At 61.4% G+C, this 19854-nt stretch carries 33 protein-coding genes and 1 tRNA gene; 9 read left to right on the forward strand and 25 right to left on the reverse strand.

Features of this window, described 5'->3' with window-relative positions; translation table 11 throughout:
- Positions 1–17: 17 nt before the first annotated feature.
- From HP556_RS09715 to HP556_RS09785, 15 genes are all read right to left on the reverse strand, one after another.
- Positions 18–515 carry an HNH endonuclease gene (locus HP556_RS09715; protein WP_175366816.1) on the reverse strand — a complete coding sequence of 166 codons (498 nt, stop codon included), beginning with the start codon at positions 513–515 and terminating at the stop codon, positions 18–20.
- A complete protein-coding gene (locus HP556_RS09720; RefSeq protein WP_175366817.1) occupies positions 488–898 on the reverse strand; it encodes a hypothetical protein in 411 nt (136 codons plus the stop codon). The genes HP556_RS09715 and HP556_RS09720 overlap by 28 nt, the downstream gene beginning before the upstream one ends.
- A gap of 12 nt (positions 899–910) precedes the next feature.
- Positions 911–1195: a hypothetical protein gene (locus tag HP556_RS09725; protein ID WP_175366818.1), complete on the reverse strand. Its 285-nt coding sequence runs from the start codon at positions 1193–1195 to the stop codon at positions 911–913.
- A complete protein-coding gene (locus tag HP556_RS09730; RefSeq protein WP_210269133.1) occupies positions 1195–1719 on the reverse strand; it encodes a hypothetical protein in 525 nt (174 codons plus the stop codon). The genes HP556_RS09725 and HP556_RS09730 overlap by 1 nt, the downstream gene beginning before the upstream one ends.
- Positions 1720–1728: 9 nt before the next feature.
- Positions 1729–2013, reverse strand: coding sequence for a hypothetical protein (locus HP556_RS09735; RefSeq protein ID WP_175366819.1), 285 nt, complete (start codon positions 2011–2013; stop codon positions 1729–1731).
- Positions 2013–2390 carry a hypothetical protein gene (locus HP556_RS09740; protein WP_175366820.1) on the reverse strand — a complete coding sequence of 126 codons (378 nt, stop codon included), beginning with the start codon at positions 2388–2390 and terminating at the stop codon, positions 2013–2015. Before HP556_RS09740 ends, HP556_RS09735 begins: the two co-directional genes overlap by 1 nt.
- Entirely contained in the window at positions 2380–3249 is an 870-nt protein-coding gene (locus tag HP556_RS09745; protein ID WP_175366821.1) for an HNH endonuclease family protein, read from the reverse strand. The genes HP556_RS09740 and HP556_RS09745 overlap by 11 nt, the downstream gene beginning before the upstream one ends.
- Complete coding sequence (locus HP556_RS09750; protein ID WP_175366822.1) at positions 3246–3524, reverse strand: hypothetical protein; 279 nt, start codon at positions 3522–3524, stop codon at positions 3246–3248. The genes HP556_RS09745 and HP556_RS09750 overlap by 4 nt, the downstream gene beginning before the upstream one ends.
- Positions 3521–3823: a hypothetical protein gene (locus HP556_RS09755; protein WP_175366823.1), complete on the reverse strand. Its 303-nt coding sequence runs from the start codon at positions 3821–3823 to the stop codon at positions 3521–3523. The genes HP556_RS09750 and HP556_RS09755 overlap by 4 nt, the downstream gene beginning before the upstream one ends.
- Positions 3820–4149, reverse strand: a complete 330-nt coding sequence (locus tag HP556_RS09760; protein WP_175366824.1) for a hypothetical protein — start codon at positions 4147–4149, stop codon at positions 3820–3822. Before HP556_RS09760 ends, HP556_RS09755 begins: the two co-directional genes overlap by 4 nt.
- Positions 4146–4313, reverse strand: a complete 168-nt coding sequence (locus HP556_RS09765) for a hypothetical protein (RefSeq protein WP_175366825.1) — start codon at positions 4311–4313, stop codon at positions 4146–4148. Before HP556_RS09765 ends, HP556_RS09760 begins: the two co-directional genes overlap by 4 nt.
- A complete protein-coding gene (locus tag HP556_RS09770; protein WP_175366826.1) occupies positions 4310–4657 on the reverse strand; it encodes a hypothetical protein in 348 nt (115 codons plus the stop codon). The genes HP556_RS09765 and HP556_RS09770 overlap by 4 nt, the downstream gene beginning before the upstream one ends.
- Complete coding sequence (locus HP556_RS09775) at positions 4654–4806, reverse strand: hypothetical protein (protein ID WP_175366827.1); 153 nt, start codon at positions 4804–4806, stop codon at positions 4654–4656. The genes HP556_RS09770 and HP556_RS09775 overlap by 4 nt, the downstream gene beginning before the upstream one ends.
- Complete coding sequence (locus HP556_RS09780; protein WP_175366828.1) at positions 4796–4981, reverse strand: hypothetical protein; 186 nt, start codon at positions 4979–4981, stop codon at positions 4796–4798. The genes HP556_RS09775 and HP556_RS09780 overlap by 11 nt, the downstream gene beginning before the upstream one ends.
- 218 nt (positions 4982–5199) lie before the next feature.
- A complete protein-coding gene (locus tag HP556_RS09785; protein ID WP_175366829.1) occupies positions 5200–5451 on the reverse strand; it encodes a transcriptional regulator in 252 nt (83 codons plus the stop codon).
- Positions 5452–5536: 85 nt separating this feature from the next.
- On the opposite strand from HP556_RS09785, the gene HP556_RS09790 reads away from it, so the two are divergent.
- The 8 genes from HP556_RS09790 (at position 5537) to HP556_RS09825 (ending at position 9097) form a co-directional block, all read left to right on the forward strand.
- Positions 5537–6190, forward strand: a complete 654-nt coding sequence (locus HP556_RS09790) for a helix-turn-helix domain-containing protein (RefSeq protein WP_175366830.1) — start codon at positions 5537–5539, stop codon at positions 6188–6190.
- A gap of 86 nt (positions 6191–6276) precedes the next feature.
- On the forward strand, positions 6277–6558 hold the full coding sequence (locus HP556_RS09795) for a hypothetical protein (RefSeq protein ID WP_175366831.1): 282 nt from the start codon (positions 6277–6279) through the stop codon (positions 6556–6558).
- Positions 6555–6872 (forward strand): DUF6874 family protein, encoded by a 318-nt coding sequence (locus HP556_RS09800; RefSeq protein ID WP_175366832.1) that lies wholly within the window; start codon positions 6555–6557, stop codon positions 6870–6872. The genes HP556_RS09795 and HP556_RS09800 overlap by 4 nt, the downstream gene beginning before the upstream one ends.
- A complete protein-coding gene (locus HP556_RS09805; RefSeq protein ID WP_175366833.1) occupies positions 6872–7102 on the forward strand; it encodes a hypothetical protein in 231 nt (76 codons plus the stop codon). The genes HP556_RS09800 and HP556_RS09805 overlap by 1 nt, the downstream gene beginning before the upstream one ends.
- Before the next feature lie 4 nt (positions 7103–7106).
- Complete coding sequence (locus HP556_RS09810) at positions 7107–7196, forward strand: LPXTG cell wall anchor domain-containing protein (protein WP_175366834.1); 90 nt, start codon at positions 7107–7109, stop codon at positions 7194–7196.
- Positions 7197–7200: 4 nt separating this feature from the next.
- Positions 7201–7530, forward strand: coding sequence for a hypothetical protein (locus tag HP556_RS09815; RefSeq protein WP_175366835.1), 330 nt, complete (start codon positions 7201–7203; stop codon positions 7528–7530).
- Positions 7531–7565: 35 nt separating this feature from the next.
- Positions 7566–8888: a site-specific integrase gene (locus HP556_RS09820; protein WP_175366836.1), complete on the forward strand. Its 1323-nt coding sequence runs from the start codon at positions 7566–7568 to the stop codon at positions 8886–8888.
- Positions 8885–9097, forward strand: a complete 213-nt coding sequence (locus HP556_RS09825; protein ID WP_175366837.1) for a hyaluronate lyase N-terminal domain-containing protein — start codon at positions 8885–8887, stop codon at positions 9095–9097. Before HP556_RS09820 ends, HP556_RS09825 begins: the two co-directional genes overlap by 4 nt.
- A gap of 18 nt (positions 9098–9115) precedes the next feature.
- Here HP556_RS09825 and HP556_RS09830 read toward each other — a convergent pair whose 3' ends face one another.
- From HP556_RS09830 to HP556_RS09860, 7 genes are all read right to left on the reverse strand, one after another.
- Positions 9116–9379 (reverse strand): hypothetical protein, encoded by a 264-nt coding sequence (locus tag HP556_RS09830; protein ID WP_175366838.1) that lies wholly within the window; start codon positions 9377–9379, stop codon positions 9116–9118.
- A 158-nt stretch (positions 9380–9537) separates the two neighbouring features.
- Positions 9538–9613, reverse strand: a tRNA-Lys gene (locus tag HP556_RS09835).
- Between the two features lie 173 nt (positions 9614–9786).
- A complete protein-coding gene (locus HP556_RS09840; RefSeq protein ID WP_175366839.1) occupies positions 9787–10440 on the reverse strand; it encodes a Spy/CpxP family protein refolding chaperone in 654 nt (217 codons plus the stop codon).
- A 138-nt stretch (positions 10441–10578) separates the two neighbouring features.
- Positions 10579–11904 (reverse strand): TRAP transporter large permease, encoded by a 1326-nt coding sequence (locus tag HP556_RS09845; protein ID WP_175366840.1) that lies wholly within the window; start codon positions 11902–11904, stop codon positions 10579–10581.
- Positions 11901–12476 (reverse strand): TRAP transporter small permease, encoded by a 576-nt coding sequence (locus HP556_RS09850; RefSeq protein WP_068738416.1) that lies wholly within the window; start codon positions 12474–12476, stop codon positions 11901–11903. Before HP556_RS09850 ends, HP556_RS09845 begins: the two co-directional genes overlap by 4 nt.
- 144 nt (positions 12477–12620) lie before the next feature.
- The gene (locus HP556_RS09855) at positions 12621–13622 is read right to left on the reverse strand and encodes a TRAP transporter substrate-binding protein (RefSeq protein ID WP_068738418.1); all 1002 of its coding nucleotides are present in this window, start codon (positions 13620–13622) and stop codon (positions 12621–12623) included.
- A gap of 187 nt (positions 13623–13809) precedes the next feature.
- Positions 13810–15378 (reverse strand): 2-isopropylmalate synthase, encoded by a 1569-nt coding sequence (locus HP556_RS09860; protein ID WP_175366841.1) that lies wholly within the window; start codon positions 15376–15378, stop codon positions 13810–13812.
- Between the two features lie 500 nt (positions 15379–15878).
- Between HP556_RS09860 and HP556_RS09865 the strand changes: the two genes are divergently transcribed.
- Positions 15879–16772, forward strand: a complete 894-nt coding sequence (locus HP556_RS09865; RefSeq protein WP_175366842.1) for a dihydrodipicolinate synthase family protein — start codon at positions 15879–15881, stop codon at positions 16770–16772.
- A gap of 151 nt (positions 16773–16923) precedes the next feature.
- On the opposite strand, the gene HP556_RS09870 is transcribed toward HP556_RS09865, so the two are convergent.
- From HP556_RS09870 to HP556_RS09880, 3 genes are all read right to left on the reverse strand, one after another.
- On the reverse strand, positions 16924–17898 hold the full coding sequence (locus tag HP556_RS09870; RefSeq protein ID WP_175366843.1) for a polyphosphate kinase 2 family protein: 975 nt from the start codon (positions 17896–17898) through the stop codon (positions 16924–16926).
- Between the two features lie 66 nt (positions 17899–17964).
- On the reverse strand, positions 17965–18672 hold the full coding sequence (locus tag HP556_RS09875; RefSeq protein WP_175366844.1) for an NUDIX hydrolase: 708 nt from the start codon (positions 18670–18672) through the stop codon (positions 17965–17967).
- A 9-nt stretch (positions 18673–18681) separates the two neighbouring features.
- A complete protein-coding gene (locus HP556_RS09880) occupies positions 18682–19737 on the reverse strand; it encodes an ABC transporter substrate-binding protein (RefSeq protein ID WP_175366845.1) in 1056 nt (351 codons plus the stop codon).
- Positions 19738–19854 lie beyond the last annotated feature (117 nt).

Here is a 19854-nt window from a genome sequence, read left to right on the forward strand (position 1 = left end):
CTCGGTGTATTCGCGCTTCACAGACATATCTCGTTCTCCCTTTCGCCTGGCGCGAGGATCGGCGACGGCACCGGCGGCATTTCGCGCGGGTCACCTTCATTGTCGAAGTTCAGATCGAAGGTGCCCCAGCCCTTGCGGCGAAACAGCTTCAGCTGCTGATTGAGCAGCGGCGGGATCGCCTGCAGATGGTCGAGGTTGACGCATTTGCGGACGACGCGCGGATCCGGCGCCCACTTCGCGCACATGTGGTCGACGTCGTAGCCTTCAGGGATCGGCCCCTTGAAGGTCCGGAACACATAGCGGTGCACGGGTTCGACAGTGCGGGTGCCAGGCCGCAGGATGCGCCCGTAGGCTCCGAGGCCGAACGCATCGCCATAGCCGTCGTCGCCGCCGAGCCACAGCCAGCAGCCGCACGGCGTCACCCACACGCGATCAGGCGCGAGTAAATCCTCGATCGTGTCCGGCTGTTTGCGTCGCGGCTTGCCCATCAGGATGCCACTTCCTTGGCTATCCATTCCTTTTGCGCGTCTGTAAGGGGGCCTATCTCGACGCACTCCTCATCGGACTGGCGATGCGGGATACCCATGTCGTCGAGGTCTTGCCGCAGCAGCGACATCAGTAGCGACTTGCCTGACCCGGGCTCGCCATCGAATGATGCGGTCACAACCTTTCGCACTACATCGCCGCGCCGGGCCGAGAGAAGTGACGCGCTCAGATCCGCCGACAGCGCCGCTGCTATGTCGGTCGAGAGTGTGAATTGACCAATCCTGCTTCCATGCCTGTCACGGAGCGTTAGGCATAAGAAGGTGGATTTAACGCCGCTCGCGCTGCCGCGCAGGCCTAGGCTGACGCTGATACGCCCCGCTTCTGTGAACTCGCCCGATTGATTTTTTCTCATCGTTTCCCCCTGTTACTTTGTGCTCGGCCGTTGAGAGCTGGTTAGCGGCTCGTAGCCGGTGCGCAGCGTCTTGAACGAGATCGTGGTCGTTCGTCCGTCGACTTCGCGCCCAAGCCCGTCGATGATCGTTTTGGCAGTTGCGCGCGCCTCTCCGACCTTCATAATGCGGATCGTCCGGCCAGACCTTTCGGAACGAGAGCCGTCCGCATTGTCGTAGTATGTGTCGCGGAGCAGGTCGCCAACCTGGTACTCGTGCGACACGGCTTTCGTCGGTGATTGTCGGGTTTCGCCGGTCATCACGCGACCGTCGCTGGATCGTTGCGCTCAAGCCATTGCGAGCGATTGTCGCCGAGGCGCCGATCGAGCTGCTCGACGGTTTCCGGCCATAGGTGCAGATCGTGCACCAGCCGCAGATAGGTTTTCTCCCACCAAGCCCGCACCGCGGCGTCGGGGTGCTTGTAGCCGAGGATCTCCGCCGCGTGCATGAAGTGCATCTGGAAATGATGCGGCAGTTCGTCGAGCGAGCGCAGGTACTCGCCGGCCAGCTCATCCATCCAGGTCGTCACGTTGACGCGGCCGTGCCGGCTGATGTCGAAGCTCGGCCCGGTGAAGCTGCCGCCGCCGTCCTCGAACGGCGTTTTCAGGATGCGACGATCCATCGCCGAATAGAGCGTGCAACGACGAAACCAGCGCAGCAGATACTTGACCGGATGATATTTGCCGATGCCATCCGGCCCGCGGATAGCGGTCAGCAGCACTGTCTGCTGCATCAGCGGCAGGGCGTGAATCCATTCCTGAATGACTGGCATAGGCTGGTTCATTGGTGCTTCTCACTGCTTGGTCATGGGCGACGGGGTGCCGCTGGCGAAATGTTCAAGTGCGTAATCGACGTTGGCATCGGCGACGTCGCGGGCTTGCTCGCGCTCGTTAGGAAAGCAGGAGCAGAGCATCATGCCGGTCGCACGGCTTAGCGCGGCGATCATGTGCAGCACCTTCGGCTGGTCGCCGTATTTCTCGCGCGCAATTTTGGCTATCGCGTTGAGGCAATCCGCGTAGAACGCTTCCATTTTCTCGTCGGCTTTGACGACGACGCCGCGGGTGTTTCGAATGCGCATCAGGTTCCTACCTTGCTGCCGTCGTCCCAAACGAACTGGCCCTCTACACCAACAGGGAAATGCGCACCGCAGCCGACGCAGAAGGTGCCGCTGTAGAATTTCGGGTCGCGTGCGTAGGTTTCGGCGAGCGCCTGGCCCATCGTGGTGGCCACGCCGCATTTCTCGTGGACATAGGTCCGGCGAACCGGGCGGACAAAGCCGCGTGCACGCTCGGCATCGCTAAGAACGACGTAGTCTTTCTGCTGCCCGTTTGGCTTCAATTCACGATGATCCGGCGTGACCGGCGATCCATCGGTCAGCGTCTGCTCTGTGCGGTCTACAGCAGGCGTGGCGCCGACCGCGCGTGCGACGCCGTCGATGATTTCCTTAATTCCCATTGCTGGTGCCCTCCGGCCGCTGACAGTCGCCTAGCTGCCGATCGCGCTTGCCGGTTCGCTCGCGCACCTGGTGCTCGATCTTCGCGACGGCCATGATCATCGGCTTTAGCTCGGCCGGCGCCGCATCATAGTTGCGGCCGGACTTGCAATTCAGACGCGGTAGCAGGCCACGCGGCACCATCTCCCAATTCGATGGATCCGGGTTGGCCTTCTCGCCCTTGCACTTCAGCACCATGTCGGCCGGCACCGGCCCGTTTAGCTTTTCCCACAGCCATCGATGCTTATGGACGTAGCGCCGATCGGCGCCGGTGTGCGGATTGGTCTCATCGATGCTGATCTCGACGTAGCCCTGCGATCCGACACGCTCGTGACCGGCATACTTCGTGTTGACAGGGCGCTGCCCAGGCTTGAAGCGGGTCGCAGCGCTGTTCGGGTGGTACGGCGCCGGCTTGCCCTTGTTCGCAGGCACCGATCCTTTTTCGAAGCGGCCGGTGCGTCCGACCTTCCAGCCGTATCGCTTTCTCGCCGCATGGAGCTGCTGCTTGCTGACATCGGTCTTAGAGAACGCCGCGCAAAACGCCACGTGATACTCTCCGATTTCCAGCGTGCTGTTCGCCTGCAGCCATTCCATCTCCGGCGCCGAGAACAGGGTGTATCGGCCGGCATAGTGGCCCGGATCGCGCGGGCCGACCTTCCAGCCCTGGCGTTTCCGGAGCCCATGAAGCTGCGCCGCTGTCACGTCGGCACGATCGAACGCCGCGCAGAACGCGCGATGATAGTCGCTGATGATCATCGTGCGATTGTCGGACAGCCACCGCATTTCCGCTGCGCTGTACGATATCCGCGCGCAGCGGGTCATGACTTGCTCCCACCGACCAACCTTGGCGGGGTCGCCTTCATGGGCTCTGACGAAAGCGCAGGCAATCGTTTCTCGGGATCGGCGCCGAACTCCGCAGCCACCTTTGCCGCCTGGACCTGCAGCGACGCCTGTTCCAATATCCGGTCGGCGATCGCCACAATCGCACCGCCCCGTTTAGCTTCAACGTCGATCTGCTCGGCGGTCAGCGTTTCGTCTGACAGGCGCTCTAGCTGCGCAAACAGGTGGTCCTTGAGGTCGTCAAATTTGTTTTTCACTTTGTTTCCTCCGGCCGTTGAGTGCTGGTCAGCTGCTCAGCTGCCCATTCGCTGGCTGCAATGTGATCGCGATCTGCGATCCAGTAGCCGTCGTTAAAGGAGCTCCAGCAGGCTGAAGCGACGCGCTCAGCGTTGATCCAGCGCCAGAACTTCACGTAAGAAGTCCGCCATTCGGTTGCGCCGCTCGCAGGGTCCGCGCTCTCGTCGATCCTTCGGTGCCAAACTTCCCAATGCCAGCCGACGCGCTTGGCAAAGTAGTATCGGCCCGGCTCGGCGGGCGGCCTGATTTCATCTGTCATGCTGTCGGCCTCCGGCGCTGCTCGATCGCGAGCCCGAGCGCATCGCGGACCTCCGGCAGCAGCACGCCGACAACCCGGATGAAGCGCACCGCCTTGTGCCGATCGACGCTCTGCAACAACTTGTCGGCCTGCATCACGGCCTGGGCGCACATCACTGTGCCGGCGTCGATCACCCGCTCAATGTCCGCCGGCCGGCGCGCCTCGGCCTCGATCGCGGCTGCCAGGTCGATGATGATCTCGTGATCGGACGAATGCCGCATCTGCAGCACCGCCTCGCCGGTCATGATCAGGCGCGTCAGCAGATGGCTGTGGTCGAGGGCACTCATGCCGCCCTCGCGTTCTTCAGATCCTGAAAATTCGCGGTCCAGCGCACCACCAGGTGCTCCGGCAGATCCAGATGCTGGGCGATCGATTGCGTATCGAAGCGCGACAGCCACATGCTGATGACGTCACGATATTTGCGCAGCTGCTCGCGCGTGACCTCGCTCATGTGCGCGGCCTCCAATGCACGGCCAGCACGAAGGCGCGCGGCTCGCCGCCGATCGCCATCGTCACAGCGGCGATCTTGGCGCCGCCGTTGCGCTCGCTGAAACTGTCGATCTCGGTGCGCAGCTTCGCCTTGACCTCGATCGGCCATGTCTCGATCGAATGGCTGACCTTGCCGTCGTCGAACAGGCGCAGGTCGTATTCGTTGAGCGCCAGCACCACTGTCGAGACGTTGCAGCCGTCGAAATTGATGCCGGCGGCGCGTTTGATGTCGCCGCGCTGCTGGCGCAGATCGTCGGTCAGCAGCGTGTGTGGCGTGTCGGTTGTCTTTGGTTGGGCGGACGTCATGGCGCCACCGACAGCGCCAGGCTGGCGGCGTTGACGATGTTGGCCATGATGCCGAGCAGCAGCACGGCACCTATCAAGGCAAACACCTTACTGACGTCGATGCGGTCGTCGGCAGACAGGTTGAAAGATGGCACGCGGTCAGGCTTCATCGCTGCTCTCCTCTCGCAGTTGGTTGATCATTCGCTTGGTGTCGGCCATCTGGCGTTCGAGCGCATTCGCATCGAGCGCCTTGCGATAGCGAACAAACCAGCGCGGTTTGGCGTCGCCCATGATGGCGAACAGCACTTCGCGCCCGTGATCGGAACGCAGCAGCGCCGTCAGCAACTCGATGTTTTCAGGGCGCTGTCCACACAGCATTTTTTCGCAAGTGGAGACCGGCAGGTCTGACAGAATGTGGAGCGCAGCCGCGGGCTTAGTTGTCGGCAGCAAGTCCCTCACCTTTTGCATGACCGGCGAAATCGATTGCCGGATGCGAGGTTTTGATTGCCGGTTCCGGCAATGACCGTTTTTGCCGCCAGCGCGGCTACCCGCTACCTGTCGGATCATGATGTTACCTCAGAAATCGCAGAGGCTTCGACCTGGTCAATTTGCGCGGGCCATGGAAGGTCGGGGCGAAGGGCGGCTGCTCTCACCTGCCCGTTCGTGGCTTGCTCGATCGCCATCGCGAGTTCAGCAGAGCAGCGCTGAACTTCCATGGCCTGCCAGATGGACGCCTGGGTGACGCCGCAGGCAGCACCGAGCTTGGCCTGAGAGCCGAGTATCCGAACAGCTTCTTGGATCAGTTCTCGAATCATGCACTAGCCGTAACAGGCGTACTTGTTGATTCGCAACAGTTTCTTTTGTCATTTCTGTTGACAAGTAAACCTGTAGTCTTTCCCCATGGATCCCAAAGAGATAGGTCAGGTCGTTCGAGCGGCGCGTGAGGCTAAGAACCTTTCGCAGGCTCAGCTCGGGCGCCTTATTGGCGTGAAGCAGCAATCGCTCGACGCCATCGAGCGCGGCGAAACGCAACGCAGCAAATTCCTTCCTGAAATCGTCAAGGAACTGGACATATCGCCCCAGTCCGTAGGGCTTCCATCTGAAGCTCCGCAACCACCTGGTATGGCGGCGGTCGGCTCTCCCTATGCTGCCCGCGACTTTCCGATCTACACGGCGGCCGAGGGTGGACCCGGAGAGATCATACGATCAACAGACCCTGTCGACTGGTGGCCAAGGCCGGTCGAAGTGCAGCACGTCAAAGGCACTTACGGCATGTATGTGGTTGGAACGTCAATGGTTCCGGCTTTCGAGCCGGGGCACGTCGCCGTCGTCAATCCCAACCTGCCTCACATCGGCGAAAAGACCTACATTTTCTACTCCGAAGACAACGACGGCCAGGCCAGGGCCACCATCAAGCGGCTGAGAAGGGCCACCCATGACACGTGGCACGTTACGCAACACAACCCTCCCCGAGGCCAGAAGAGCGACTTCGAGCTTCCAAGGAAATTGTGGGCCGTGGCGCACCGCATCGTCGGCCGCCAGGAGCCAAACTGATACAGGCCATCCTGTTGAAGTGTTGACTTAACAGTTTTGCCTGTTACAAACTGTTTCACGTGAAATAGCTCACGGGAGACAGTCTTATGCCATCTGCTCGACGTCCTCGCCGGCTGCCCGGCGTCACTTCCACCCTCTCCAGCATCCGCATTTCGCCCCTGATCGACACCTGCGTGGTGGCACCACGGTCGACCATGGATAAGGCGACTGCCACGCGGCAGATGGCATCCGACATGCGTGAGGCCGCGTATCGTGAAGGAGGCCTCACCGAAACCGGACTGCAGCTGCTCGGGTACAGCGACGACCAGATCGCCACGCTGGTAAAGCCCGCCCGCGCGCTCGCCGATCAGCTGGCGGCGCTGTCATGAGCCAGCGCACACCCAGGCAGGCGAGCCGCATCTCATTCGACGTCAGTGACGACGAGGCGGCGATTATTCGTAGGATCGCCCTGCGCGCCCATCGCGCCTTTGCTTACAACCTGCTCGACACGCAGATGGACATCACGGCGACGCACCGGAACGGCAATCCGCTCCGGCTCGAGGATCTGCTGAAAGCCGACAAGTTCAACTTCGCTCACGACGTCGGCGGCGTTGCGCGTCATCTCGACCGCGACACCGGCAAGCTGATGAACCATTTTCATCCCCGCTTTTCGGTGCCTTCCTCTCGCCGGGCCGCGGCGTAATGGCCGCCCGCGCGGCCACCATTGAGCGGCCGCGTCTGTCAGCGCGCGAAGCGCTCCTGATCGATGCCGCGGGCCAGCGTGTGGCCTGCGGCCTCATCTCCATCGCCGACGAGGATTTCCCACCCGCGGTGACGCTCGATGGCGACGTCTACCTGTTCGTCGCAGCCGAGGGCCACCGCCTGACCTATCGACATGTCCGCGTGTTTCACGCCGGCAGCAGTTTCCGGTGACCCCATGACCGACGCGCAGTTCAATGACCTGATGCTGATCATCGCCATCGTGCTGATGCTGGGATCGCTCGGTCTCTACTTTTTGAAGCGGTGACGCCATGATCCAGAAACCGATGACCTGCGCCGAGATCGCCCAGCGGCTCGGCATGTCGCTGGACAATTTCTACAAGAGCCGCGGCCGACTGCATCAGGTCGACAAGATGCCGCGGCCGCTGAACGAGCGCGGCAAAGCCGCCTATGATCGGGCCAGCATGGAAGCGTGGTTCACCCGTGATCACCCAATGCGTCCGCCAGCGCCCGCAAACGACCCGCTGCCGGCGCCGGAGCCCTCGACCGACGAGGAACACCGTATCCGCCTGGCGCGTGCCTATGCACCGCAAAGGCCCGCTGCCGCCCTTGACATCCGCCGCCGACAGGCCGGAGGCTGACGTCCCTTCCCTCCGTCCGCACCGGAGCCTTTGCCATGACCGTGAAACTACCCTGGATCAAATGGCGCGACGGGCGCCCGCGCCTGACCAACGGCACGCGAGAACGCGCCCTCGGCTTCGCTGACGCCGACCTTCGCCACGCGCCTTATGATTCCAAGGGCCGTCCGCTAGGCGCTTGGTTCACCTATGAGGAGGCGCGCGAAGCCTCCGAACAACATCACCAGAAGATCCTGGCAGCACGCGCCGAGGGCGCTAAGCCGAAGGCCGCCAAACCACTGCGGCCGCCTACGCTCGAAGATCTGATGGATGACTGGATGAATTCGGTTGAGGTGCAGGCACTGTCATCGAGCTCGATCAGCTCCTATCGCAAGGCGACGCGGGCGGTCATCTATCGGCCGGAGAGCCGGACAGAAGCCAAAGACCGCCGCACGCGCGAACGCGCCGCCGCAGTGCTGGGCGTGGCCATTCCGGAGCGCGAACGCGAGCCCATCGCCTCGGCGCCGCCATCGTCGATCGGCGCGCCGGAGTTGCGCGACTTCTTCAACTATCTGAAAGGCGCGCGAGGGCATCACATGGCACTGGCCGCGATCTCGGCGCTGTCGGCCGCCATGACATGGGGTCGTGAGAGCACGAAGTGGCGACTGGCTCGCAATCCGCGCATGGATATGCAGTTTGATCGCCCAGACGGCCGCGTGGTTCTGATCACCTTCGAGGAGTTCAAGGCGCTTGTGGCAGCCGCCGACGCCATCGGTCGCGCATCGATCGGCGATGCCATCTTTCTCGGACTGTTCACCGGCCAGCGGCAAAACGATCGCTTGGCGCTCAAGGATGAAGGGCTGGTCGATGGACGCCGTCAGCTTAAACAGAGCAAGACCGGCATGATTGTCGGATTGAAAGAAGCTCCGCATCTGACAGCCCGCCTGGCCGCCGCCAAGGTACGCGTCGCGGCCCTAAAGATGAAGCTCGGCCTGCGCGACATGCCGGAGACCATTGTGGTCGATGAGACGACTGGCCGGCAATACAACGAGCACACCTATCGCCATCTGTTCGCCGAGATCCGCACGCTGGCCATCAAGGGCGACGAAGCCCGCGGCCTGCAGCCCTGCCCATCGCTTGCTTTCATCAATCCGAATTCCGGCGCGCCAGACTTCAAACACGATCAGGATCTTCGCGACACCTGCGTGATCCTGCTCGATCGCGCCGGCAACGACCTGCTGTCGATCTGCGACGTCACCGGCCATAGCTATCAGTCGGCGCAGACCATCATGAAGAACTATCGCGCCCGCAACGCCGAGCGCGCCGACGTTGCGATCGACCGCCTGGTGGCGTTCATGTCGAAAGAAGGGATGACGGGATGAGCGACGATTTTGTATTCGATGGCCACATTGTGTTTCCGCCGCTCGGGACAGACAAGAAGCTCGGCCTCAAGCGCGGGCTAGCGGCCGAGAACGCGACCTATGTTGGGCGCGACAAAGAAGTCACTTTCACAAAGGACGATATGGCGCTGCACGTGCATGACGGGAAAACACCTGGCGGACGCCTCCACTTCCGTCTGTCCGAAACCTGACATCAGCGAGTTGAAGACCTAATCCCCGCTCGGATATTCTCGACTTCGATCGTAGCTGTTGTGCAGCCGCTTCGGGATGTAGTTGCGATAGACATGCGCCCGGTGCCGCATCACGACCCGCATCGCCGGCTCATCCTTCACCAGATCGCGCCACTTCGCCAGCGCCGGATCGAACCGGCCATAGGCGTGCAGCCGGATGAAATGGCTGCTGTCATCGTTCCAGATCTCGACCCAGAAATCGGGCGGGCCTTCGGTCAGGATCAGCGGGAAATCGGTCGGCATTCGGCACCTCGGCAAGCATCGGCCGACACCTAGAACGCATCAAGAACATCCGTCAAATGTCGCACGGCGTGCGACAAAACCGTGTCGCACGGTGTCGCACGTTCACGCTTTGGGCAGAGCGTCTGTTTAATAAGATGTTGTTATGTCGGGGGTTTTAGTGGTGGGCGCACTAGGGCTCGAACCTAGGACCCGGTGATTAAGAGTCACCTGCTCTACCAACTGAGCTATGCGCCCGGATCCAGATCCGGATATCCCCGTGGGGACGGCGTCGTTTAGCAAAGCGATCCGGGGATGTCCAGCGACGCTGTCACAAAAATTGCACCGTTTTTCGCAATCGCAAAAATGCGAAAAAGCCGCTGGATTTCAGCGGCTTCTTCGTCATTGCGGCGGTGGAAAACTGCTCCGGATCAGAGCCGTTCGGCGCCCGGTGCGGCGTCGTGGTCGAATCTGTCGCCGGGGCCACCGGGACCGCGATCGTCGTCATCGCCGAAACGCGGGCGATCGAAGCCGGGAGGGCCGAATCCCTCGCCTTCGAAGCTGCCGCGCTCATAGCCCGGCCGCGGGCCGCGATGACGCCAGCCGCCCTCCCCGCCGCCGAGGCCGCGGTCCATATGGGTCAGCACTGCCAGTCGCCGCTTCTGCCCGTCATCGAGGGTCTTGTAGAGCGGGTCGGCGGCATCGGCGATTTTCTTCAGCGCGGCGGCCGTGGTGGCCATGTCGCCGGCGCGCTGCTGCAGGCGGACGACCGGATTGTCCGGCGTGTCGGTCCGCTTCGCGTCGTCGTCGCGGTTCTTGCGCTCTTCCATGCGCGCATTGGCGCGGTCGATGCGCAGCTTGGCGAAATCGCGCACTGCGCTCTCTACCGCCGGCCACATCTTCTCCTGGTCCGGCGTCAGCTTGAGCCCGGCCTTGACCGCGGCGATCCGCGCATCGGCGAACGCAGCGCGGTCTTCCGGATTCATCCGGGCGTGATGATGCATCCATGGACGGTGCTGGGCATAGACCGCGGTGGAACCGGCGATCACGGCGACAGCGGCACCGGCGAGCAAGATCTTCTTCATGGCAACCTCCTTTGGAAAGTCACCTGAAGATGATCCTGCGCTGCCGCGGCTTCAACTTACGCTTTGGCCATATGTTTTCCGGATGTGTTCGTCTTCTGAATATGCATTCACGATGGAACACACTTCAGAATTCTTTTGTCACAGCATCCCGAGCAATCGCGGCAGCCACAGCGAGAGTTCCGGAATGTAGGTGATGAGGCCGAGGAAAATCAGCAGCGTGATCAGCCACGGCAGCACGGCAATGGAGAGTTCGGTGATCCCCATCTTCGCGATACCGGAGGCGACGTAGAGATTGAGTCCCACCGGCGGATGACACATGCCGATTTCCATATTGACCACGATGATGATGCCGAAGTGCACCGGATGAATGCCGAGCTTGACGGCGATCGGATAAAGGATCGGCGCCATGATCAGAACGATCGAGGACGGCTCCATCACATTGCCCGCGAGCAGCAGCAGCAGGTTCACCACCAGCAGGAAGGTGATCCAGTTGATGCCGCTGTTCGTGATCCAGTTCGACATCGCCTGCGGGATCTGCTCGCTGGTCATCAGGAACGAGAACAGCACCGCGTTGGTGACGATGTAGAGGATCATCGCGCTCATGCTGGCCGAGATCAGAAGAACCTTGGGCACGTCCTTCCACTTCATGTCCTTGTAGATGAACATCTCGATCAGGAAGGCGTAGACGGCGCTCATGGCGGCGGCTTCCGTCGGCGTGAACCAGCCGAGATAGATGCCTCCCAGCACGATAACGATCAGCGAAATGCCCCAAGCTGATTCCCGAAAGGCGTGCCAGCTCTCGGCCCAGGTTGCCTTGGGTATGCGCGGATAGTTGTTCTTCCACGCGCGATACCAGGTCGTGGCGGAGAGCATGACGGCCAGGATCACACCCGGTATCATTCCGGCCATGAACAATTGTCCGACCGAGGCGGAAGAGACCTTCTCGCCGGCGGGACCGAAGTAAACCGCACCGCTGGTCGATACTGCGTAGATCACCATGATGATCGAAGGCGGAATCAGGTTGCCGAGCGCGCCGCCGGTAACGATGATGCCGGCAGCAAAGCGCTTCGGGTAACCGACCGAAAGCATGGCCGGCAGCATGATCGAGCCGATCGCCACCACAGTCGCCGGCGAAGACCCCGACACCGCTGAAAACAGCGCGGCGGCCATCGTGGCTGCAATGCCCAGTCCGCCGGCCCAATGGCCGATCATCGTCCGCGCGAATTCGATCATTCGCCGCGCGACGCCGCCATGCGTAAGGAAGTTTCCGGCGAGGATGAAGAACGGGATCGCCATGATCTCGAACTTCTCGATGCCGGTAAACAGCTTCAGCGCGACGGATTCGATCGGCACGTTGGTCATGAAAAACAGGAACGTCAGCACCGTGAGACCGAGCGCGATCGAGATCGGCATGCCCGTCAGCATCAGCACAACAAGCAGTCCGAAAATAATGGCAGCGATCATCGGATGATCCTCGCGGCGCTGGCGGCGGCGGCTTCGGGATCGATCCCCTCCACGTCGGTCTCGTCATGATGTGGGAGTTCGCCGGTGCGCCAGAACTTGCGAGCAACCTGCAGGAAGCGGAAGCACATCAGATAGGAGCCGAGCGGAACACAGAGATAGATGATCCAGCTCGGCAGTTCGAGATCGGGCGTCACCTGATCGGTGTACATCAGCCCGTAGACGAATTTCGCGCCCATGCTCCCGACCACAAAGGTGAAGAGCGCGCCGCAGAGCAGACCGAACATCACCACCGTCTTGCGCCAGGGCGGGTCGAGTTGGTTCACCAGCACATCGACGCCGACATGGATGCCGGTCCGCACGCCGTAGGCGGCGCCGAACTTCGCCATCCACACGAACATCAAGATGCACAGCTCCTGCGCCCACGACAGGTGGATCGGAAACAAAAACGGATAGAAGAACGGGATGCCGACGAGGTAGCGATGTGCCACTGCAATGAAAATGATCACGGTCGCGGCCGCGATCAATGTCATGATCAGCAGTTCCTCAAGCCGATCGAGGATGCGAAGAAACATTTAGTCCCCCAGTGCGGGTCAACCGGCAATTGATCTGATCGCGGCGTGACCTTGCGCTAACCCCATTCCGCAGTCAGGCAACTGCGGCCCCCGGGGCGTCAGTGGCTTCCGCACCCGAGGGCGCGGAAGCTCACATCGTCAATCCTAGTTGGTGGCGCCGCGCGTTTCCTTGAGAAATTCGTCGATCAGTGGCTTGCCTACCCGGCCTGCCACATCGGTATAAACCGACTCCACCGCCTTGCGCATGCCCGCATCCTGCTCCGGCGTCAGTGTAACAAATTCGGTCTTGCCGCTCTTCTTCATCTCGGCGAGTGCGTCGTCGTTTTCCTTCGCCGACTGGCCGTTGCCATAGGCGGTGGCTTCCTTCATGGCCTTTTCCAGAAGGCCGCGTGTATCCGCCGGAATGCCATCCCAGAATTTCTTGTTCACCACCACAACGTAACCGATATAACCGTGGTTGGTCAGCGTAGTGTACTTCTGCACCTCATGCATTTTCTGGGTGTAGATGTTCGACGGCGTATTCTCCTGACCATCGACCACGCCCGTCTGCAGCGCCTGGTACACTTCCGAGAACGCCATCACCTGCGGAATCGCGCCAAGCGTGCGGAATTGAGCTTCCAGCACCTTTGACGACTGAATGCGGAATTTCATGCCTTTGTAGTCCGCGGGAGTGAGCAACTTCTTGTTCGCGGTCATCTGCTTGAAGCCGTTGTCCCAATAGGCAAGGCCGGTCATGCCTTTGGAATCCAGCAGCTTGAGCAGCCGCGCGCCAAGCGGGCCGTCAGTCACCTTGCGCAGGGTGGCGAGGTCCGGAAGGATGTAGGGAAGATCGAAAACCTCGAACTCCTTGACGCCGATCGGCCCGAACTTCGAGTTCGACGGCGCCAGCATTTGCACCGCGCCGAGCTGCAAGGCTTCCAGCTCTTCCTTGTCCTTGTAGAGCTGCGAGTTCGGATAGACTTCGACCTTGACCTTGCCGTCGGTGTATTTCTCGGCGAGTTCCTTGAACTTCTCCGCAGCGAGGCCCTTCGGCGTGTTCGGCGCGACGACATGGCTGAATTTGATGATGATAGGCGCCTGCGCGGCGGCCGGTCCTATCAATGCAAGCGCGGCGACCGATGCTGCTGCGAAAATCAATTTGCGCATGTGTTTCTCCCGTATGACGTGGGAGCTCATTGAGCGGCTCCCGCTTGTATGCCAGTTGCAGCAATATAGAGATCAATGCGCAAACGCCATTGCCCCTTCGCAGGGGTACAACATGAAATCGATGCTGCAACGCAAAACGCGGAGCCGAAGCTCCGCGTTGATTACGCGTCAAAGTTTCAGAGCAAGATCAGCTCGCGGCAGCAACCGGCGCCGGCATATCGCGCTCGCGTTTCATGACGATCTTGTTCAAGGCGCCGAGATAGGCCTTTGCCGAGGCCACCAGCGTATCCGGATCGGCGGCGCGCGAGGTCATCGATCGGCCTTCATGGGCCAGCCGCACCGATACTTCCGCCTGCGCGTCGGTGCCTTCGGTCACGGCGTGGACCTGATACAGTTCCAGCTTGGCCTCATGCGGCACCAGCGCCTTGATGCAGTTGAACACCGCATCGACCGGACCATTGCCCTCGGCCTCCTCGATCTTCAGCACGCCTTCGACATTCAGCTTCATGGTGGCGCGCTGCGGGCCATGGGTGCCGGCGATCACCGTCAGCGACACCAGCTTGATGCGGTCATGGGCCTGCACGATCTCCTGATCGACAAGCGCCTCGATATCCTCGTCGTAGATATCCTTCTTGCGATCCGCCAAGGCCTTCATGCGGATGAAGGCGTCCTCGATCTGGTTCTTGCCCAGCTTGTAGCCCAGCTCTTCCAGACGATGGATGAAGGCGTGACGGCCGGAATGCTTGCCGAGCACGATCGACGACTGCTTCAGGCCCACCGAGGCCGGCGTCATGATTTCGTAGGTCGATGCGTCCTTCAGCACGCCATCCTGATGGATGCCGCTCTCATGCGCGAAGGCATTACGGCCGACGATCGCCTTGTTGTACTGCACCGGGAACGAGGTCGCCGCCGAGACCACCTTCGACGCGCGGGTGAGCATCGTCGGGTCGATCCTGTTCCAGTACGGGAATTTGTCGTTCCGCACATTGATGGCCATCACGACTTCTTCCAGCGCCGCATTGCCCGCGCGCTCGCCGATGCCGTTAATGGTGCACTCGACCTGACGCGCGCCGCCGTCGATACCGGCCAGCGTATTCGCCACCGCCATGCCGAGATCGTTGTGGCAATGGACGGAGAAGATCGCCTGATCGGAATTCGGCACGCGCTCGCGCAGGGTGCGGATGATGCGGGTGTATTCTTCCGGCGTGGTGTAACCGACTGTGTCGGGAATGTTCACCGTGGTGGCGCCGGCCTTGATGACGGCCTCGGTGATGCGGCACAGGAAGTCGATGTCGCTGCGGGTGGCGTCTTCCGCCGACCATTCGACATTGTTGACCATGTTGCGGGCACGGGTGACGCCAGCCACCGAGGCGTCGATCACCTGTTCCGGGGTCATGTTCAGCTTGACGCGCATATGCAACGGCGAGGTCGCGATCACCATGTGAACGCGAGCACGATCACCGGCGGGCTTCACCGCTTCAGCGCAGCGGTCGATGTCCTTCGGATTGACGCGGCCGAGACCGGCGATAACCGAGTTCTTCGAGCGCTTGGCAATCTCGTGCACCGCCTCGAAATCACCTTCCGACGAGATTGGGAAACCGGCCTCGATGATATCGACGCCCATATCGTCGAGCATCTCGGCGATTTCGAGCTTCTCCTCGAAGGTCATGGTGGCGCCGGGGCACTGCTCGCCATCACGCAAGGTGGTGTCGAAAATGAAGACGCGGTCCTTGTCGGACTTCTGAGTCGTGGTCATGGAATATTCCTTAGGTCGAGGCGCTAATGTCTGGGCGCCAGAGGGAGCTGATGGTTCTGGATGTCATGATCCCCTGAGTACCCAGGCCAAACGGCCCAGACGGCGCTCAGGGGCAGATAAGCAGAAGCAGCCCGCCGAGAAGGAGGTTGGAGCGCAGCGCAGCCGGAATCGCGTCGGAACCAGCGGCAACAGCCACTCCCCCGGAAACTCCAACCATGTCGCTGCGAATCAGCATTGCCACACCTTCAGGCCCACATCCTCGGCCAAAACCAGTCTCAAGGAAAACCCTTGATGGTTCGTTGCCGACGAGGGCCTGCGGTCGTTCTAGACGACAATTGCGGGAGGCTGCAACGGCTAAGAGGGTCAGGAATGCTGACCTAAATCCTCCTGGGAGAAGCTGAGGTGCGTGGCCGACTGGCCTAGCCAGAACATCGCCAACTGGACGTTTTCGCAGCAATCCTTTTGCCCTAAGACCGAACGGCAATTGCGAGGACAGGACGATGACTTTCGCCAAGGGATTATCCGCTTTCCCGATCACGCCGATGAATACGAATGGCAGGGTCGATACGCCCGCGCTGCGGCGGCTGGTGGCACCGCTGGCGGCGGCCAAGGTCGATTCCATTGGCCTCCTGGGCAGCACCGGATCGTATCCGTTTCTCAGCCGTGATGAGCGCCGGCGCGCCACTGAAGCCGCCATTGCGGAGGTCAACGGCCGCGTCCCCGTGCTGGTCGGGATCGGCGCGCTGCGCACCGACGAGACGATCGAACTCGCCCGCGATGCCAAGGCGGCCGGCGCCGCCGCCGGCCTGCTGGCGCCGGTGTCCTACACACCGCTGACCGAGGATGAAGTGTTCGAGCACTTCAAGGTGGTTGCCGGCGAGAGCAAACTGCCGATCGTGATCTACGACAATTTCGCCACCACGCATTTCAAGTTCACGCCCGACCTGGTCGGCCGAATCGCACGTATTCCCGGCGTCGTCGCCGTGAAAGGCACCTCCCCCGAAGCCAGCCTCGCGGCAGATCACCTGAAGCAGATGCGTGCCGCCGTGCCATCAGGCTTTTCGGTCGGCTATGCCGGGGACTGGAATTCCATGGAGACGCTGCTGGCCGGCGGCGACGCCTGGTATTGCGTGGCGGCGGGCCTGTTTCCAAAGAGTTGCCTGGCCATCACCCGCGCAGCGCAAGCCGGAAATGCCGACGAAGCGCGCCGCCTCAACGGCGCGATGCAGCCGCTGTGGGATCTGTTCAAGCAATTTTCCAGCCTGCGCGTGATGTATGCGGCTGCGGAGCAGATGGGGCTGACGGATGCGAAGCCACCGCGCCCGGTGCTGCCATTGAATGACGCGGCGCAGGACAAGGTCGCCGCGGTGTTGAAGGAATTGAAGTTGAATTAAACTAGCCCGCCGTAGCTGTCGTCCCCGCGAAGGCGGGGACCCATAGCCACGGTCGAACTAATCAAAACGGCAAAGTCGCAACGACAACGTACGAACGGCCTCTTCGGCGTGTATGGATCCCCGCCTTCGCGGGGATGACAGCCAGAAAATATCACGTTTTCTTCGCCGCTTTCTTCTTGGCCACCTTCTTCTTCGCGACCTTCTTCACCACAGGCTTGCCTTCCCTTGGCGGCCCTTCTTTCTCCAGCGCCTCGCGGATCAGCGTAAAGTCCTTCTTCGCCTCGCCGTCCACGGTGGGGAAGTGCAGGTCCAGCTTCTCCAGCGCGTTGACGATGGCCGAGCCGATCACCACGCGTGAGAACCATTTGCGATCCGCCGGCACCACGTGCCATGGCGCTTCCTCGCAGGAGGTACGCTTGATCAGGTCCTCATAGGCCTCCTGATACTTGTCCCACAACGCGCGCTCGGCGATATCGGCCGATGAGAACTTCCAGTTCTTCGCCGGCTGCTCGAGACGATCGAGGAAGCGCTCGCGCTGCTCTTCCTTGGAGACGTTGAGAAAGAATTTCAGCACCACGGTGCCGTTGCGCGCGAGATATTTCTCGAAGGCGGTGATGTCCTCGAAGCGCTCGCGCCAGATATCTTTTGTCACCAGCTCCGCCGGAATTTTCTGCTTGGCGAGAATCTCCGGATGCACACGGACGACAAGACATTCCTCGTAATAAGAGCGATTGAAGATGCCGATACGTCCGCGCTGCGGCAGCGCTATGGTATGGCGCCACATGAAATCATGATCGAGCTCGTTCGACGACGGCGTCTTGAACGAATGCACCTCGCAGCCCTGCGGATTGATGCCGTCGAACACGCTCTCGATGGCGCTGTCCTTGCCGGCGGCGTCCATGCCCTGGAAGATCAGCAGCAGCGACCAGCGATCCTGCGCATAGAGCTTCTCCTGCAGCTCCTGCAGCCGGCGACGGTTGGCCTCGATGATCTTCTTGCCGGTTTCCTTGTGCAGCCCGCCGCTGCCATTGGTGTCATGCGCCTTGAGGTGGAAAGCTTTCGAACCGTCGACCCGATACGGTTCGATATAGGACTTCAACGCGGACACAACTGGCTTGGCAGACATGAGATCGGCAACTCCGGGACACGGGGATTGCAAGCGTAGCGCGCCGATCCCGGCAATACCAGCAGATCACGCCGCTGGCGTCAGTTGCGCTGTCATAAACGCTGTCACAAACAGCGGCATCGTCGGGGTGAAGTCGGCTTCGCTGCGCACCAGATGAATTCCGCTCAGCTCAGGCGACGCCTGACCGGCAAGATTGGCTTCGATGGTGCTGCGCAGCGTCTCACCCGGCTGATCCGCATCGAGAAGACGCATCATCGCTACCGAGAAATCCGTCACGACGCATGACCAGGCAGCGTCGGCCCGGTAATCGGCTTCCGTCAGACCGAGCTCTTCCTCGACTTCACGCGTCACACTGCCCGCGATATCGACCACATCGCCGCGCAGGTCGTCCAGATCGGGCGTGCCCGCCGCAAAATAGATGCGTCCGGCATTGGATGTATGCTGCCCCATCTCGCCGAGCACGAAGGCGCCGTCGCTGGCACGCAGCGCGCCCATGCCAAATCCGTTGAACACATCCGGATCGGGACAGCGCCAATCCCGCCACGCCAGAAAGCTCGCAAAATCGGTCTCGAAATAGTCCGCGCGAAACCGCTCGCCGGTGAACTGCGCATTGCGCGCCAGCAACACGCGCCCATTGAACAGTTGCGGCTTCTCGGCGCGCTTGCTTGCGAAGTGAGCGTCGATCTCCTCCCGCCGCTCACGCGCGAACGGCCACAGCCAATCGCTGCGTGTGAGGTCGAGTTGCGTGACGCGGTGAATGACCGGCGTCATCATACGCAGAACCTACTTCGCATTCGTCCCCGTCGTCTTTGCGAACTGCTCGACATATTTATTGGTGTAGGTCTTGCTGACGTCGATATTGGCCTTGGCCACCTCAGGCGAGCCTTCACTGAACACGGCGAGCACGGCAGCGGCGCCCTTCGGATCCATCAAGCCGGTCTCCGAATACATCGGGAGCGTGTTCTTGAGCGCGGCGAGATAGAGCTCCTTGTCCTTGCCGACAATGCCTTCGGGCATCTTCGCCATGATCTCTTCCGGCGTATGACTGTGGATCCATTTCAGCGTGTTCATGATCGCGTTGGTCAGACCCTGCACTTCTTTCTCGTGTCCCTTGACCCAGGCCGTCGTCGAATACAGCGCGCCACCGGGATATTCGCCGGAGAACACCGCCAGCGTGTCCTTCTGTGTGCGGGTATCGCTGAGAATCGTGAGGTCTTTGTGGCTGCCCTGCAGCACGGTGACGGCAGGATCGAGCATCACCGCGGCTTCGATCTGCCCCTGCTCCATCGCCGCCACCGCGGTCGCGCCGAGGCCGACGCCGATCACAGCAGTACCGGCCGGATCGAGACCGTTCTTCTTGAGCTGATACTTCAGGAAGAAGTCCGTCGACGAGCCCGGCGCGCTGACGCCGACTTTCTTGCCGGCGAGATCCTTGATCGACGTGATCTTGCCGGTGTGCTTCGGCGACACCACCAGCACGAGACCGGGATAGCGGTCATAGACCACGAAGCTCTGCAGCTCCTGCTTCTTGGCGGCGAGATTGACGCAATGATCGAAATAGCCGGAAACCACATCGGCGCTGCCGCCGAGCACGGCTTTCAACGCATCGGAGCCGCCCTTGAGATCGACCAGCTCGACGGCGAGACCCGCCTTCTCGTATTCGCCGAGCTGCTTGGCCAGCACGGTCGGCAGATAGCACAGGCACGCCCCGCCGCCGATGGCGATGGTCACGTTGGTTTGCGCTGCAGCGGGATGAACGAGAAACAGCGACAAAAGGCTCGCAAGGAAAAGACGTGTGGGGAATAAACGGCTCAAGCCGGTTTTTATGTTTGTTGTCATTGTTTCCTCCGCTGCTATCAGGCGCGGAGGATAGAGGAGCCTCCGCCGGTTGGAAAGCCGGCACTGGTCAACCCACGTCCCGCGACATAGCATCCGCGCGGCAAATCATTGTCATCC

It is taken from the genome of Tardiphaga robiniae (genome assembly GCF_013359755.1).
Classification (GTDB): domain Bacteria; phylum Pseudomonadota; class Alphaproteobacteria; order Rhizobiales; family Xanthobacteraceae; genus Tardiphaga; species Tardiphaga robiniae.

Excerpts from the sequence above, each read along its gene's own strand:
- HP556_RS09715 (WP_175366816.1), bottom strand. The coding sequence starts at position 515 with ATGGATAGCCAAGGAAGTGGCATCCTGATGGGCAAGCCGCGACGCAAA.
- HP556_RS09720 (WP_175366817.1), bottom strand. The coding sequence starts at position 898 with ATGAGAAAAAATCAATCGGGCGAGTTCACAGAAGCGGGGCGTATCAGC.
- HP556_RS09725 (WP_175366818.1), bottom strand. The coding sequence starts at position 1,195 with ATGACCGGCGAAACCCGACAATCACCGACGAAAGCCGTGTCGCACGAG.
- HP556_RS09730 (WP_210269133.1), bottom strand. The coding sequence starts at position 1,719 with ATGAACCAGCCTATGCCAGTCATTCAGGAATGGATTCACGCCCTGCCG.
- HP556_RS09735 (WP_175366819.1), bottom strand. The coding sequence starts at position 2,013 with ATGCGCATTCGAAACACCCGCGGCGTCGTCGTCAAAGCCGACGAGAAA.
- HP556_RS09740 (WP_175366820.1), bottom strand. The coding sequence starts at position 2,390 with ATGGGAATTAAGGAAATCATCGACGGCGTCGCACGCGCGGTCGGCGCC.
- HP556_RS09745 (WP_175366821.1), bottom strand. The coding sequence starts at position 3,249 with ATGACCCGCTGCGCGCGGATATCGTACAGCGCAGCGGAAATGCGGTGG.
- HP556_RS09755 (WP_175366823.1), bottom strand. The coding sequence starts at position 3,823 with ATGACAGATGAAATCAGGCCGCCCGCCGAGCCGGGCCGATACTACTTT.
- HP556_RS09760 (WP_175366824.1), bottom strand. The coding sequence starts at position 4,149 with ATGAGTGCCCTCGACCACAGCCATCTGCTGACGCGCCTGATCATGACC.
- HP556_RS09765 (WP_175366825.1), bottom strand. The coding sequence starts at position 4,313 with ATGAGCGAGGTCACGCGCGAGCAGCTGCGCAAATATCGTGACGTCATC.
- HP556_RS09770 (WP_175366826.1), bottom strand. The coding sequence starts at position 4,657 with ATGACGTCCGCCCAACCAAAGACAACCGACACGCCACACACGCTGCTG.
- HP556_RS09775 (WP_175366827.1), bottom strand. The coding sequence starts at position 4,806 with ATGAAGCCTGACCGCGTGCCATCTTTCAACCTGTCTGCCGACGACCGC.
- HP556_RS09785 (WP_175366829.1), bottom strand. The coding sequence starts at position 5,451 with ATGATTCGAGAACTGATCCAAGAAGCTGTTCGGATACTCGGCTCTCAG.
- HP556_RS09790 (WP_175366830.1), top strand. The coding sequence starts at position 5,537 with ATGGATCCCAAAGAGATAGGTCAGGTCGTTCGAGCGGCGCGTGAGGCT.
- HP556_RS09795 (WP_175366831.1), top strand. The coding sequence starts at position 6,277 with ATGCCATCTGCTCGACGTCCTCGCCGGCTGCCCGGCGTCACTTCCACC.
- HP556_RS09800 (WP_175366832.1), top strand. The coding sequence starts at position 6,555 with ATGAGCCAGCGCACACCCAGGCAGGCGAGCCGCATCTCATTCGACGTC.
- HP556_RS09805 (WP_175366833.1), top strand. The coding sequence starts at position 6,872 with ATGGCCGCCCGCGCGGCCACCATTGAGCGGCCGCGTCTGTCAGCGCGC.
- HP556_RS09810 (WP_175366834.1), top strand. The coding sequence starts at position 7,107 with ATGACCGACGCGCAGTTCAATGACCTGATGCTGATCATCGCCATCGTG.
- HP556_RS09815 (WP_175366835.1), top strand. The coding sequence starts at position 7,201 with ATGATCCAGAAACCGATGACCTGCGCCGAGATCGCCCAGCGGCTCGGC.
- HP556_RS09820 (WP_175366836.1), top strand. The coding sequence starts at position 7,566 with ATGACCGTGAAACTACCCTGGATCAAATGGCGCGACGGGCGCCCGCGC.
- HP556_RS09825 (WP_175366837.1), top strand. The coding sequence starts at position 8,885 with ATGAGCGACGATTTTGTATTCGATGGCCACATTGTGTTTCCGCCGCTC.
- HP556_RS09830 (WP_175366838.1), bottom strand. The coding sequence starts at position 9,379 with ATGCCGACCGATTTCCCGCTGATCCTGACCGAAGGCCCGCCCGATTTC.
- HP556_RS09840 (WP_175366839.1), bottom strand. The coding sequence starts at position 10,440 with ATGAAGAAGATCTTGCTCGCCGGTGCCGCTGTCGCCGTGATCGCCGGT.
- HP556_RS09845 (WP_175366840.1), bottom strand. The coding sequence starts at position 11,904 with ATGATCGCTGCCATTATTTTCGGACTGCTTGTTGTGCTGATGCTGACG.
- HP556_RS09850 (WP_068738416.1), bottom strand. The coding sequence starts at position 12,476 with ATGTTTCTTCGCATCCTCGATCGGCTTGAGGAACTGCTGATCATGACA.
- HP556_RS09855 (WP_068738418.1), bottom strand. The coding sequence starts at position 13,622 with ATGCGCAAATTGATTTTCGCAGCAGCATCGGTCGCCGCGCTTGCATTG.
- HP556_RS09860 (WP_175366841.1), bottom strand. The coding sequence starts at position 15,378 with ATGACCACGACTCAGAAGTCCGACAAGGACCGCGTCTTCATTTTCGAC.
- HP556_RS09865 (WP_175366842.1), top strand. The coding sequence starts at position 15,879 with ATGACTTTCGCCAAGGGATTATCCGCTTTCCCGATCACGCCGATGAAT.
- HP556_RS09870 (WP_175366843.1), bottom strand. The coding sequence starts at position 17,898 with ATGTCTGCCAAGCCAGTTGTGTCCGCGTTGAAGTCCTATATCGAACCG.
- HP556_RS09875 (WP_175366844.1), bottom strand. The coding sequence starts at position 18,672 with ATGATGACGCCGGTCATTCACCGCGTCACGCAACTCGACCTCACACGC.
- HP556_RS09880 (WP_175366845.1), bottom strand. The coding sequence starts at position 19,737 with ATGACAACAAACATAAAAACCGGCTTGAGCCGTTTATTCCCCACACGT.